The organism is Persephonella marina EX-H1, from assembly GCF_000021565.1.
In the GTDB taxonomy this organism is placed as follows: Bacteria; Aquificota; Aquificia; order Aquificales; family Hydrogenothermaceae; genus Persephonella; species Persephonella marina.
Genome location: NC_012440.1, coordinates 518,492 through 531,986 on the forward strand (window position 1 = coordinate 518,492; position 13,495 = coordinate 531,986).

The 13,495-nt window shown below is 37.9% G+C and carries 9 protein-coding genes; 4 read left to right on the top strand and 5 right to left on the bottom strand.

The genetic code is table 11. The features are described from left to right. Positions 1–17: 17 nt before the first annotated feature. The 3 genes from glyS to truD form a co-directional block, all read right to left on the bottom strand. Entirely contained in the window at positions 18–2,135 is a 2,118-nt protein-coding gene (gene glyS / locus PERMA_RS02840) for a glycine--tRNA ligase subunit beta (RefSeq protein WP_012675285.1), read from the bottom strand. Beyond that, on the bottom strand, positions 2,136–3,041 hold the full coding sequence (locus tag PERMA_RS02845) for a glycine--tRNA ligase subunit alpha (RefSeq protein ID WP_012676368.1): 906 nt from the start codon (positions 3,039–3,041) through the stop codon (positions 2,136–2,138). It lies immediately after the preceding gene. A gap of 64 nt (positions 3,042–3,105) precedes the next feature. Further along, complete coding sequence (gene truD, locus PERMA_RS02850; RefSeq protein WP_012675799.1) at positions 3,106–4,278, bottom strand: tRNA pseudouridine(13) synthase TruD; 1,173 nt, start codon at positions 4,276–4,278, stop codon at positions 3,106–3,108. Positions 4,279–4,362: 84 nt separating this feature from the next. Here truD and PERMA_RS02855 point away from each other — a divergent pair, with 84 nt between their 5' ends. From PERMA_RS02855 to PERMA_RS02870, 4 genes are all read left to right on the top strand, one after another. Continuing rightward, the gene (locus PERMA_RS02855) at positions 4,363–6,678 is read left to right on the top strand and encodes a penicillin-binding protein 1A (RefSeq protein ID WP_425480267.1); all 2,316 of its coding nucleotides are present in this window, start codon (positions 4,363–4,365) and stop codon (positions 6,676–6,678) included. Positions 6,679–6,689: 11 nt separating this feature from the next. Continuing rightward, on the top strand, positions 6,690–7,934 hold the full coding sequence (gene trpB / locus PERMA_RS02860) for a tryptophan synthase subunit beta (protein WP_012676076.1): 1,245 nt from the start codon (positions 6,690–6,692) through the stop codon (positions 7,932–7,934). A gap of 9 nt (positions 7,935–7,943) precedes the next feature. Beyond that, the gene (gene rlmN / locus PERMA_RS02865; protein WP_012675246.1) at positions 7,944–9,005 is read left to right on the top strand and encodes a dual-specificity RNA methyltransferase RlmN; all 1,062 of its coding nucleotides are present in this window, start codon (positions 7,944–7,946) and stop codon (positions 9,003–9,005) included. A gap of 77 nt (positions 9,006–9,082) precedes the next feature. Continuing rightward, on the top strand, positions 9,083–11,176 hold the full coding sequence (locus PERMA_RS02870) for a molybdopterin oxidoreductase family protein (RefSeq protein ID WP_012675452.1): 2,094 nt from the start codon (positions 9,083–9,085) through the stop codon (positions 11,174–11,176). Here PERMA_RS02870 and PERMA_RS02875 read toward each other — a convergent pair. Both PERMA_RS02875 and PERMA_RS10465 read right to left on the bottom strand, forming a co-directional pair. Beyond that, complete coding sequence (locus tag PERMA_RS02875; protein ID WP_012676409.1) at positions 11,133–13,043, bottom strand: putative bifunctional diguanylate cyclase/phosphodiesterase; 1,911 nt, start codon at positions 13,041–13,043, stop codon at positions 11,133–11,135. The genes PERMA_RS02870 and PERMA_RS02875 overlap by 44 nt on opposite strands. After that, on the bottom strand, positions 13,036–13,494 hold the full coding sequence (locus PERMA_RS10465) for a hypothetical protein (protein WP_012676565.1): 459 nt from the start codon (positions 13,492–13,494) through the stop codon (positions 13,036–13,038). Before PERMA_RS10465 ends, PERMA_RS02875 begins: the two co-directional genes overlap by 8 nt. Position 13,495: the final 1 nt, after the last annotated feature.

Below are 13,495 nucleotides of genomic sequence, written 5' to 3' on the forward strand. Positions count from 1 at the left end.
TCCTCCTGTCTTATCTATTAAGTTGTTATTTTAGTAAAATCTGCGATTTTTCTAAACATGTTGTTTATAAGCTTCATAAGTGAAAGCCTGTTTTCCCTCAGTTTTTTATCCTCTGTCATCACCATAACATTATCAAAGAATTTGTCAATAAAAGGTTTCATCTTTAAAAGCTCATTAAGTGCTTCTGTGTATCTTCTGTCCTCAACATCCTTTGAAAAGATCTTGTTTACCTCTGTATATTTTCTGTAAAGCTCCTTCTCTTCATCCTGAACAAGTGTGTCAGGGTTGAAATGCTCCTCAAACTCTTCAGGTATTATTCTTCCTACCCTTTTGAATACTGTCATTATATCTGTAAACTCTGGATTCTTTTTAAGCTCCTGTATGCTTTTAATCTTCAGGTAGTTTCTGTACAGATTATAGCTGTCAACAGAAACAACAGAGTTAATAATATCCGTATCAAAACCTTTATCTTTCATGTACGCTATAAATCTTCCCTCTATAAAATCTAATATCTCAGGGATCGTTCTCTCATCAAATATTATTTCCCATTCCTTTTCTATATCAGCAAGTCTGAGTATCTTTACCTTTCTTGCTTCCCTTGATATATCCTGTAGGAGCTTTTTGAGATCAAGGTCAATACCTTTTTCAACAAGGATTCTCACAATACCTATACTGTTTCTTCTTATACCGAAAGGATCTGCTGTGGCCTTTGGTTTTTCACCTATTGATATAAATGATATAACTGTGTCGAGTTTATCTGAAAGTGATAAAAGTGTTCCTATATCTGTTTCAGGGAGCTGGTCATCAGATGTCTTTGGAAGATAGTGTTCGTATATAGCCTTTGCAACCTCTTCTTTTTCTCCCTGTTTTAATGCGTAATGCATTCCCATAATTCCCTGAAGCTCGTCAAACTCTTTAACCATCTCTGTTAAAAGATCACATTTTGACAGCTTGTTTGCCCTAAGAAGATCTTTCAGATTCTCAAAATTAAGCTCTCTGCTCAGTAAAACAGCTATCTCTCCGTTTCTCTTTACCTTATCAAGCATTGAGCCTAGCTTGTGGTGAAACTGTATTCCTTCAAGCTGTGGATAGAAATCTTCAAGATTGTGTTTCAGATCTTCCTCGTAGAAGAATAAAGCATCTTCAAGTCTTGCTTTCAGAACCTTTTCATAGCCAGATTTAACCTTCTCCCTGTCTTTTACAGCTGTATTGGAAAAGGCTAGGAATTTAGGGATCAGCTTCCCATCTTTCTCAAAGTTGAAGTATCTCTGGTGGACTTTACATACAGTGATAATGACTTCCTTAGGAAGTATCAGGTATTCTGGAGAGAAATCACCAAGTATCCCCACAGGAAACTCTGTAAGGTTTGTAACCTCATCTAAGAGATCCTCATCAATAACAGGCTCTGCATTTATAGAGTTTGCAAACCCTGTTAGCTGGGTTTTTACAGCCTCTTTCCTCTCCTCGTATTTAGGTATTATAAATCCAAGCTTCATTATCTGGAAGTATGAATCAACATCTGGTATTTTTTTTCTTTCCCCTCTACCTGTGGGAGTTGTCATAAATCTGTGGAGATGTGTGTATCTATCAGCATCTATTCCTGCTATAGAGAAGGATACGACCTCATTATCAAGGAGAGATACTATCCATCTTACAGGTCTTGAGAATCTGAAACCTGTCTCATTCCATCTCATAAGTTTTGGGAAAGGTATCTTTGTTATAAGATCAGGGATAACTTCCTGAATAAAGGTTCTTATATCCTTTCCTTCTTTTATTAATGTTGCCCCTATATATCTTCCCTTCTCATTCTCAATGATCTTGAGCTGTTCAACAGGAATGTTGTTTTTTGAGGCGAATGCAAGAGCTGCTTTTGTAAAATTCCCTTTTTCATCTATACCTACCTTAGCAGGAGGTCCTAAAATGGTTTTTTCTTCAGAAGGTTCTTTCTCTCTTAGATTACTGAGGATAAATCCTATCCTTCTCGGTGTTCCAAAAACAGATATATTCTCTTCCGTTCTGTACTCAAAAAAATTTTCAAAGAGTCCTTCAAGTCTTTCTTTAAAATAGGATATGGCTGTATCAACAGCTTTAGGAGGAAGTTCCTCACAGCCGATCTCAAGCAGGTATTTTTTCATTTATGCCTCTACCTTCTTCTTTTTTATCATTGGAAATCCAAGCTCTTCCCTGTGTTTTACAAACCCTTTAGCACACTCCCTTGCAAGATCCCTCACCCTACCTATAAATCTTGCCCTTTCATTTACAGAGAGAGCTCCTCTCGCATCTAAAAGGTTGAATATGTGTGAGCATTTAAGAGCGTAATCGTAGGCTGGAATTGGGAGATTTTTCTGTATCAGCTTAAATCCTTCCTTTTCATACATATCAAATGTTTTGAAAAGCATATCTGTATCTGCTTCCTCAAAATTGTATACAGACCACTGTCTCTCTGATTCTCTGTATATATCGCCGTATGTTAGACCTTCAGCCCAGACGATATCATAAACACTATCAACACCCTGAAGGTATGTTGCTATCCTCTCGAGACCGTATGTTATCTCAACACTTATAACGGGAAGATCTAAGCTTCCAACCTGCTGAAAGTATGTGAACTGGGTAATCTCCATACCATCAAGCCATACTTCCCATCCGAGACCCCAGGCTCCAAGTGTGGGACTTTCCCAGTCATCTTCAACAAACCTTATATCATGCTGCGAAAGATCTATACCTAAAGCCTCAAGACTCTGAAGATAAAGCTCCTGAGGGTTTTCAGGTGAAGGCTTCAGTATAACCTGAAACTGGTAGTAATGCTGTAATCTGTTTGGGTTTTCACCGTATCTTCCATCTTTAGGTCTTCTGGACGGCTCTACATAGCACACATTCCATTCCTCAGGTCCAAGTGTTCTGAGGAATGTTGCAGGGTTCATAGTCCCTGCGCCAACCTCTATATCGTAAGGCTGCCATAAAATACATCCCTTATCCGTCCAGAATTTTTGCAGCCTCTGTATAATCTCCTGAAAGGTAAGAAAGTTTTTATTATCAGTCATCTACCTGCTTCCTTTAGTAGTTACAACATAATTATTTTACCTTATATGGATACCCTTTAACAACTTAATACAGTAATGCTCTTAGAAATACTGTTGCGTATGAGCCTGTAGGTAGAAAGAAATTTATTCTGAGACTTTTTTTTGTTTTATCTGTTATCCTTATATCCTGTGGAAAAGTTATAGCAGGTCTCTCACCATCTGTAAGAACTTTTATACCGGCGATCTCCTTTCCGTAATGCTCTTCCCTTATCCCTTTCTCTTCAAGAGTCTTCTCTATTATACCCTTCAGGAGATCGTCCTCTGTTCTGTAATCCCTGTTAAGATAAGGTATTTTAAGATCTTTCATGTATTCCAGATCATATAACTCAATATAGTAAGACAGATACCAGTTATGGATGAATGGAACTCTTTTGTATGGGTACTTTTTTTCAATATACCTTCTCAGATACTCATTCCACAGATAAGACTGGAATGCAAAATTGAACATCAGCCTTATATTTTTTGGGAGAATTCTTACAGCTTTTTCAAAGGAAAGACCTCTTTTCAGTCCCAGTATAAGATCCCTCTCGTAATTTTCAAGAACACCCCTGAGGTCTCTGTAAAGTTTTTCCCAGTTCCCCCAGTTTTTTACACTTCCTTTTATTGAGAAGTAAAGTTTTAATGCCTTTTCCGTTTCACCTTTCAGAAGATACAGAAATATAAAGTCATTTCTTCCTTTTACACTTCCAAACCTCTGTTCTCCAAAGTAGTTTGGGAAGCCGTAAATCTTTGCCCTGTCTAAGTTCTCATAAAACAGCCTTCTCATTTCTCTGTTAAGATTGTGTATTTTTATACTGAAAAGGTTTCCCCTGTTATCACCGAGTTTTATAGGACTGTCCGAGTATCCTATCTTCTCAAGACTGAAAGCTGTTGATCTGCTAAAATCCACATTGTCTGTTTTTTCCCATTTTCCATTTCTTAACTGAAAAACCACTCTTTCAGGGATATTTATATCTGATGGGAAAGATAGATACTGTTTTGTTATAGCAAATCTGTCCTTCAGGCCTGCAAACCCTATATCTGAAGGCTTTAATCTGTAAAATGATGCTAAAAATCTTACAACCTGAATTGTTGACAGGTTTGATTTTGTCAGTATAAAGATCTGGTAATCTCCTTTTTCCTTTATTTCCTTATCAAAAACCTCCTCTACTATAAAGTCTGAAAGTTCCTTCTTTATGTAATACTCAAGGGGCTTCATAAATCTCTATAATATTGCAGTTTTCTTAAAAAGTTCAATATTAATTAGTTTGATATAATCTATTAGTCAGCATAGAAAAAGGTGGTGGTCTTGTTAAAAAAGGTAATAATCTATGGATTTTTAGGGTTTCTCCTGTTTTTCTCCGTCTCTGCCTTTTTTATTGTCTGGGTAAACAGCAGAAATCTCCCCGATGTGAGAAATCTTGAGTACTGGAAACCAAGTCAGGTCACAAAGGTTTACGCATCTGATGGATCTATACTGACGGAGTTTTATATCCAGAGGAGACAGTATGTACCTATAGATAAAATTCCTGATTATGTTAAAAATGCTTTTATAGCTATTGAGGATAGAACATTTTACGACAATATAGGGATTGATCCTATAGGGATAATGAGAGCCGCTGTGATGAATCTTCTTTCAGGGAGGATTGTTGCAGGGGGAAGTACAATATCCCAACAGCTTATTAAAAATCTTTTCCTGACTCCAGAGAGGAGCCTATCACGGAAAGTTAAAGAGATGATCTTAGCCATAAGACTGAACAGGGTGTATCCAAAGGATAAGATACTAGAGATGTATCTTAATCAGATATACCTCGGTCACGGAGCTTACGGTGTTGAGTCTGCATCACAGGTATATTTTGGTAAACATGTGTGGGAGCTTGACGTCTGTGAGGCCGCTGTTTTAGCAGGTCTTCCAAAAGCTCCAAGCAGGTATGATCCGTACAAAAATATTGAAGGTGCAACTGAGAGGAGAGACGCTGTTCTACAGAGTATGCTTGAGGAAGGGTATATAGATATAAATACGGCAAGAAGATGCTTTGAACAGCCTATAACTTTAAGAGAGGTTGATGAGGAGGATATTGATATTAAGGATTACTTTACAGAGATGGTGAGACAGTGGTTTGCTTCAAGGTACGGTGTTGACGAGCTATATAAAGGTGGATACAAGATATACACAACGGTAGATAAAGATCTTCTGAGAAATGCCCATTACGTTATAAAGGATCATCTTGAAAATCTTCAGAGTATGGTAGGTTTTCCCAGACTTAAAGAGGACGAGATAAAAAGACTTATGGAAGAATATGAGGAACAGTCCGCTGATAAGCTCATTAAGAATCATATATATGTTGGAATTATAGATAGGATTGTAAGGAAAAAAGTGTATATAAAAGTTAAGGATCATAAAGGTTATTTTATTTTTCAGGGAAGGCTTAGAAATGCCAAGAAAGGAATTCCTGTATATGTAAGATATATTGACGGGGAAAGGTTTGAGTTCGTTCCATATTTAGAGGGGGCTATAGTAGCTATAGATCATACTACTGGAGCTATAAGGGCTATAGTCGGTGGTTATGATTTTCTGAAAACGAAGTTTAACAGGGCTGTTCAGGCAAAAAGACAGCCAGGTTCAGCATTCAAGCCTATAGTTTATACAGCAGCCATACTGAAAGGATACACGCAGATATCACTATTGAACGATGAACCTGTGGCTATATGGGATCCTGATAGGTTTGAGGAATGGATACCTGAAAATTACGACAGAGAGTATCATGGCGAAGTTACATTAAGGTATGCGCTTTCACACAGTCTGAACGCTGCATCTGTAAATCTATTTCTTGATGTAGGTTATAACCCGGTTATCTCTCTCGCCTACCAGATGGGTATAAAGACAAAACTTCCGAAAGTTCCATCCCTTGTTCTTGGAAGTGCCGATATATCACCACTTGAGCTTGCAACAGTTTACTCGGTTTTTGCAAACGGTGGGATGAGATGTGAGCCTTACTTTATAGAAAGGGTTGAGGATTTTTCAGGAAATGTTCTTTACCAGCATGAAAAGGACTGTGTTTATATAATCCCGGAGGAAGAAAACGCTGTTATGGTTGATCTTCTGAAGGCTGTTGTAAAAGAGGGGACAGGTAGAAAGGCGAAGGTTCTTGGATTTCCTGTTGCGGGAAAAACGGGAACTACGGATGATTATACAGACGCCTGGTTTGCAGGATTCTCCCCAAAGCTTACAACAGTTGTGTGGGTTGGTTATGATACAAAGAAAAAGATAGGATGGAAGATGACAGGAGCTAAAGCTGCACTTCCTATATGGATAGATTTTATGGCAACAGCACACACAGATGAAGAGATATCTGATTTTCAGCTACCTGAAGGTGTAGCCTATGTTCCTATTGATCCTGAGACAAGACTTGTTGCGAATGATCACTGTCCAGGTGAGGAGATACTGTTTATTATTGGTACAGAGCCTGAGGTTGATTGTGACGGTAACCTTGTTGTTGAAAACTCTAAGATAGACCAGATCAAGGAGATATTTGATATACCTGACATGAAAAATAAGATAGATACACCTGAAAAAATGATAGATAATAATGATAATTTTATCTTTGATACAGATTAAGGAGATAACTTATGGAGTATAGATTTCCTGATGAGAGAGGCTACTACGGTCAGTTTGGAGGTAAGTTTTTACCTGAGACATTGATACCAGCTCTAGAGGAGCTTGAGGAGCAGTATGAGAGAATTAAAAATGATGGTGATTTCCAGAGGGAGCTTGTTTACTACCTTCAGGAGTATGCGGGAAGGCCTACTATACTTTACTACGCCCACAGACTTACTGAGGCTGTAGGTGGGGCAAAGATATATCTGAAAAGGGAAGATCTTTTACATACAGGAGCCCACAAGATAAATAACACACTTGGACAGGTCCTTTTAACCAAAAAGCTTGGAAAGAGAAGGATAATAGCCGAGACAGGAGCTGGTCAGCACGGTGTCTCCACAGCAACAGCTGCATCCCTTTTTGGTCTGGAATGTGTAGTTTATATGGGTGAAGAGGATGCAGAGAGACAGGCATTAAATGTTTTCAGAATGAGACTTCTCGGTGCAAAGGTTGAGATTGTAAAGTCTGGAAGTAGAACGCTGAAAGATGCTGTTAATGAGGCATTGAGAGACTGGGTAACAAATGTTAGAACTACACATTATGTTATAGGTTCTGCCCTTGGACCTCATCCATTTCCTGTTATTGTTAGAGATTTCCAGTCTGTTATAGGAAGAGAAACCAGAGAGCAGATAATGGAGATTGAAGGAAGACTTCCTGATGCTGTAGTTGCATGTGTCGGTGGTGGAAGTAACGCAATAGGGATGTTTTATCCGTTTATACAGGATGAGAATGTAAGGCTTGTTGGTGTTGAGGCTGCAGGTTACGGTATAGAGACAGGTCAGCATGCTGCAAGTATAAATGGAGGATCTGTAGGTGTTCTCCACGGTATGAAGACATACTTCCTTCAGGATGAGTGGGGACAGATAGAGCATACGCACTCAATATCAGCTGGACTTGATTACCCTGGCGTTGGACCAGAACATGCATATCTTAAAGAGATCGGAAGGGCAGAGTATATAACAGCAACAGATGAGGAAGCCCTTGAAGGTTTTATGTTACTTTCAAGAACGGAAGGTATCATACCTGCCCTTGAAAGCTCACACGCTGTTATAAAGGCTGTTGAGATAGCGAAGGAGATAGGTAAAGAGGGAATAGTTGTTATAAACCTTTCAGGTAGAGGAGACAAGGATGTTCAGCAGGTTAAAAATATTCTGGATACAAATCCAGACCTGATGAACAGACTTGAGGAAAATCTTAAGAAAAAATACAGAGTATAGAGAAGATAAATGATCAGTATTAAGGATCTTAACTACAATCAGCTTGAGAGATGGGTTAAAGATCAGGGCTGGAAAAAGTTCAGAGCAAAGCAGATAGCTAAATGGATATACAACAAGAAGGTAAACTCCTATGATGAGATGACGGATCTCTCAAAGGAAGTAAGAAATTACCTAAAGGAAAACACAAAGCTTAACGTTTTAGAACTTGTTACATTTGAAAGATCCTCACAGGATGGGAGTATAAAGTTCTTATGGCGGCTTGAGGACGGTCATACAGTAGAGTCTGTTTTTATACCTGAAAGGGGACATAACACACTGTGTGTATCAACCCAGGTAGGTTGTGCTGTTGGATGTAAGTTCTGTTTTACAACAAAGGACGGTCTTATAAGAAATCTGACAACAGCTGAGATCGTTGACCAGTATATTCAGTCACAGATATTTGTAGGTCCTGAAAACAGAATATCAAATGTTGTTTATATGGGAATGGGTGAGCCACTTGCAAACTATGAGAATGTAAAAAGATCAGTCCAGATACTCACTGATGACAGGATGTTAGGTCTTTCAAACAGGAAGATAACGATATCTTCAAGCGGTATAATCCACCAGATCAAAAAGATGTATGATGATCCTTCATTTCCACAGGTAAGACTCGCTGTTTCACTTAACGCCTCAGATCAGAAAACAAGAGAAAGAATAATGCCGATATCTGAGACGAACAGTCTGGAAGATCTTATGAAAACATTGAACAGATTACCTGTGAAAACAGGCTTCAGAATAATGCTTGAGTATGTCCTTATTAAGGATATTAATGACAGACCTGAGGATGCCCACAGACTTGCGAGGCTTATAGGGAAGAACAAGAAGAGATATAAGGTAAACCTCATACCTTTTAATCCATACCCAGGTTCTGATTTTGAAAGACCTGAGAAGGAAAGGGTGGATCAGTTCCATAAGATACTCTGGCAGTACAATATAGGAGCGTTTGTGAGATGGAGTAAAGGTAGCGATATATCAGCTGCATGCGGTCAGCTCAGGAAAAAAGAAGTCCAGAATCTTATAAAGATATCCTGAAATTCCATAATTTATATCACTGAAAATCTATTCCATTGTGAGATAATATTTCTGAAATCACGAATTTTGGAGAAAGTATGATTATTGATACTGTCTGTACATACTGTGGTGTTGGCTGTGATATATCATTTGAGATTGAGAATGGAAGGATTAAGAAAGCTTTTGCAAAAAAAGAGGGTCTGGTAAGTCAGGGAAAGCTCTGTATAAAGGGAAGAAAAGGATGGGAGTATCTCTACTCTCCAGACAGGATAAAAAAACCCTGGATAAGAAAATCTTTTATTGAGAAAAATATAGACAGGTTTCCGGAGAAGATAAAGAGAAAACTGAACACACTTACAGATCTTGATAGTGATTTTTACGAGTCTGATCTTACTCTTGCCGTTGAGATAACAGCCTGGAAGCTTCAGGATATTAAAAATCTTTACGGCCCCCATTCTATAGCGGGTATAGGTGGTGCAAGAACGAGCTGTGAGAGCAGCTATCTGTTTCAGAAATTTATAAGAAAGTATATAGGCTCACCACATATTGATAACTGTGCAAGGGTCTGTCATTCACCATCTTTAAAGGGAATGAGAGCAACAATTGGGGAAGGTGCAGCAACAAACCCTTTTGATGATATTTATAAAGCTGAGTTTATTATAGTTATAGGATCAAATACAACAGAAGCTCACCCTATAGTTGCAAACAGGATATTTGATGTTGTTAAAAAGGGAACAGATATAGCTGTAATAGATGTTAGGAATATAAAGCTTTCAAGGATAGCAAAGTACAACTGTATAATCCCTTTTGAGACAAACCTGATGGTTTTAAATATGATAGCCCAGGTTATTTTAGAGGAAGAGCTTTATAATTTGGATTTTATAAGGAAAAGAACAAAAGGTTTTGAGGAGTACAGGGATAAAATTCTTAACGACCCTTACGCCGATCCTGACTTCTTCAAAACTGTGAAAGGGTATGAGTATCTTTCTGATATGATAAGGGATATAGCAAGGGAGTATGCGACAAAAAGATCATTGATCCTCTGGGGACTTGGTGTTACCGAGCATACAGATGGAAGTAAGGCTGTTATGGCCATATCAGATCTAGCCCTTTTAACGGGGAATATAGGGAAAGAAGGAGCTGGTCTTATGCCCCTTAGAGGCCAGAACAACGTTCAGGGAACATGCGATATGGGATGCCTCCCATATTTTGATCCTGATTATAAGGAGCCAGATGAGATAGGTCTTATGACCCCTGATATAATTGACGGGATACTTGAGGGAAAGATTAAGGCTTTATACAACATAGGTGAGGATATAGCCCATATACATCCTAACCAGAACAAGATACACAGAGCTTTAAAGGAGCTTGAGTTTCTTGTTGTTCACGAGCTTTTCCCGAATGAGATAACAGGTTTTGCTGATATCGTCTTTGGTGTAAAGTCAGCCTATGAGAAGGAAGGTGTTTATATAAATGCTGAGAGAAGGCTCCACCTCTCACAGCCGGTTGTTGCAAGTGATCTTCCAGATGACTGGGAGATACTGAGAGATATAGCTTTTGAGCTGGGATTTGATGTTTACTACAGATCCTCTGAAGATGTGTGGAATGAGGTAAGAAAGGTTGCAAATGAGAGGTTCTCAGGTGCAACATACAGAAAGCTGAAAGAGAGAAGGCTTGAAGGGATACAGTGGCCTGTTAAAAAGGAAGGGACGGAAATTCTCCACAAAGATAGATTCAGAACACCAGATGGTTACGGTTATTTCCGGTATAACCAGTGGGAGTACAGGGGAATGGTAAAGGATCTGATTGAGGGTAACGATTTTGTCTATCTTACCACTGGAAGGATAGGGATACATTATAACAATGCTGTCCAGACAAAGAGATGCGGATCTCTTATCGGTAAAAACAGTGAGGATGTATTACTTCTGAGCTTAGATGACAGGGATAGATTTAATAATGCTGAAAGGGTTATACTCAGGTCTGATTATGGGGAGTCAGCACCTTTGAAGGTTGTCTATTCTGGAGATATAAAAAAGGGAACAGCCTTTGTATCATTCCACCATCCGGAAAGCAGAATTAACTTTCTTTTTGGTGATGAATCGGACAGTTATGTAAAAACAGCAAGGTTTAAATCTGTAAAGGTAAAGGTCATTCCTGTTTTAAGATCTCTTCCAGAGGAACAGGTCTGCTGAAGTAGTAACCCTGACCGTAATCAATACCCAGACTTTTTACCATCCTGTATATATCTTCATTTTCTACATACTCAGCTATCGTTTTAATATCTGTTTTCTTGCAGAAGTTGTTTATCGTCTCTGTGACGATATAGGATATTCTGTCTTTATGGATTGATTTTATTATGTTTGCATCTATTTTAAGAAAGTCAACATCAAGTGTTATAAGGTATATAAAGTTTGAGTAACCTGAACCAAAGTCATCTATACCTATTTTATAACCGAAAGATTTTAACCTTAAAAGGGCGTTCTGCATCTTTTCGTAAGATGTGATACTTTCGTTCTCTATTATCTCAAGTATAAGCCTGTCTGAAAGCTTGTCCTGCACAGCAACTTCCTCAAGTAGCTTGATTATAGCGTCTGTAAACAGGTCTGAAGGTGAGAGGTTTATACTGATCTTCAGGTCTTTATGTTTCTTGAGAATATTTCTGTTGTACTCAATGACAGATTTTGTCAGTCTTGAGTACAGGAATGTGTTTTCTATCACAGGAATGAACTTATTTGGATAAATAATATTTCCATCTTCATCAATGAATCTGACAAGGGCCTCAAAATGTGATGTTTTGTTTGTATGCAGATCAACTATAGGCTGGTAGTGGCAGATAAACCTTTTCTCTTCAAGAAATCTCTGTATCTCACCTATTGTTATATAACCGCTCTGATCAGCTCTCTTCTCAGAGTATATCTCTATCCTGTTTTTACCATTTGCCTTTGCCTGATAAAGGGCTATATCAGATTTTTTTATCGCATCGTAAATTGAATGGCTCCTCTCAGTGTATATATTAAGCCCTATTGAGGCTGTGACAGATATCTCCTCACCATTTATATCTATCTTTCTGTTTCTTATATCCCTCAGTAATCTCTCCGCAGCGTTTATGGATGCTTTTTTATCCTTCCTGCCTGCTTTTATAAGTACAAGAAACTCCTCGCCACCGTATCTGATAACGATATCCTCATCCTTTCTTACGCTGCTTTTTATTGTTTCAGCTATCTTTTTCAGAACAAGATCTCCAACATCATGTCCGTATGTATCGTTTATCTTCTTAAAATCGTCAAGATCGATAAGTGCTACATGGTAAGACGCTGGATTTAGTAGTGATGCCATATCTTCAAGGTAGTTTCTGTTGTAAGTTTTTGTCAGGTTGTCTATGTAAGCTTTTTTTCTCAGATATATATTTTTGATAGCACCGTAGATGATAATATTTAAGAACACGAAGCTCGTTACAAGTATACCTTCAATAAGTATTTTAGTTGTGTTTATTATCTCCTTTATCTCTTTTATCGTTTTTGCCGAGTAGTCTATAGCCAGTATGGCTTTAACTTTATTGTTCTGGATTATAGGTTTAAGGTATGTGAATCCTATTATATCAATACCGCTCTGCATTATTATTCTAGGCTTACCCGTTTCTAAGACCTCATCCCAGATGTCAGATCTCAGAGGCTCAAATATTTCTCCCGGTATAGCCTTGTCTTCCCTTGATCCGTCAACAAGATATCTGTAGGTCTTTCCTTTTTTGAAAACTATATAGACATACTTGGTATGTTTTGTTATCAGTATGGCGAGGAGCTTTTCCGTTTTCTGAAGGAGTTCCCTATTTTTTACAATACTATCAACGAGATCTTCATTTCCTGTAAAGCTAAGTATATGATCAATAACGTTCTCTGAAAGGTCTTCTATACTTTCAACAGTCAGATTTATCAGTTTTTTCTGAAATGTTTCCTCAAGAGTAGGCATAATGGAGTATATATATCCAAATATTATTATAGATACCATAAGAAAACCGATATAAAACTCTTTTGCCTTTAAATTAAAAATATCCTTAATCATTTTCCCTGTCAGAGAGTTCTATAATAAACTTTTCGTATTCATAAGGAAGGGTTATACCTTTCTCTTCCAGTCTTTCCTTTAAAAAGACTATATGAGGTCTTCCTTTTTTCCAGTAAAAAGCACCTATCGCATCAGGATACTCTAAAAGAAGGTAGTAATTTGTTGTCAGAATGATTTTCCCTTTACATGGGATCTTCTTTTTTTCCTTCGCTATGATAATATCAGCGGAGTAACAGGAGTGAGTTATGAGCAGTCTCCTTCCATATTTTAGAACCTTATCTCTTGGGTATCCGATAAGATAAACTTTTATATAATCTTTACCTACGATATCCGTTGATATCTTTTCAAGTATTTTAACTTCAAGCTCCTTTTCCCTTTCAATTCCTATAGAAAAGTTAAATAAAACAAGAAAAAAAACAGGAAGCAGATTAACAACGTATCTCACAGTCATA

Bases quoted from the DNA above. Each gene is read 5' to 3' on its own strand.
- glyS (WP_012675285.1), bottom strand. From the start codon at position 2,135: ATGAAAAAATACCTGCTTGAGATCGGCTGTGAGGAACTTCCTCCTAAA.
- PERMA_RS02845 (WP_012676368.1), bottom strand. From the start codon at position 3,041: ATGACTGATAATAAAAACTTTCTTACCTTTCAGGAGATTATACAGAGG.
- truD (WP_012675799.1), bottom strand. From the start codon at position 4,278: ATGAAGCCCCTTGAGTATTACATAAAGAAGGAACTTTCAGACTTTATA.
- trpB (WP_012676076.1), top strand. From the start codon at position 6,690: ATGGAGTATAGATTTCCTGATGAGAGAGGCTACTACGGTCAGTTTGGA.
- rlmN (WP_012675246.1), top strand. From the start codon at position 7,944: ATGATCAGTATTAAGGATCTTAACTACAATCAGCTTGAGAGATGGGTT.
- PERMA_RS02870 (WP_012675452.1), top strand. From the start codon at position 9,083: ATGATTATTGATACTGTCTGTACATACTGTGGTGTTGGCTGTGATATA.
- PERMA_RS02875 (WP_012676409.1), bottom strand. From the start codon at position 13,043: ATGATTAAGGATATTTTTAATTTAAAGGCAAAAGAGTTTTATATCGGT.
- PERMA_RS10465 (WP_012676565.1), bottom strand. From the start codon at position 13,494: ATGACTGTGAGATACGTTGTTAATCTGCTTCCTGTTTTTTTTCTTGTT.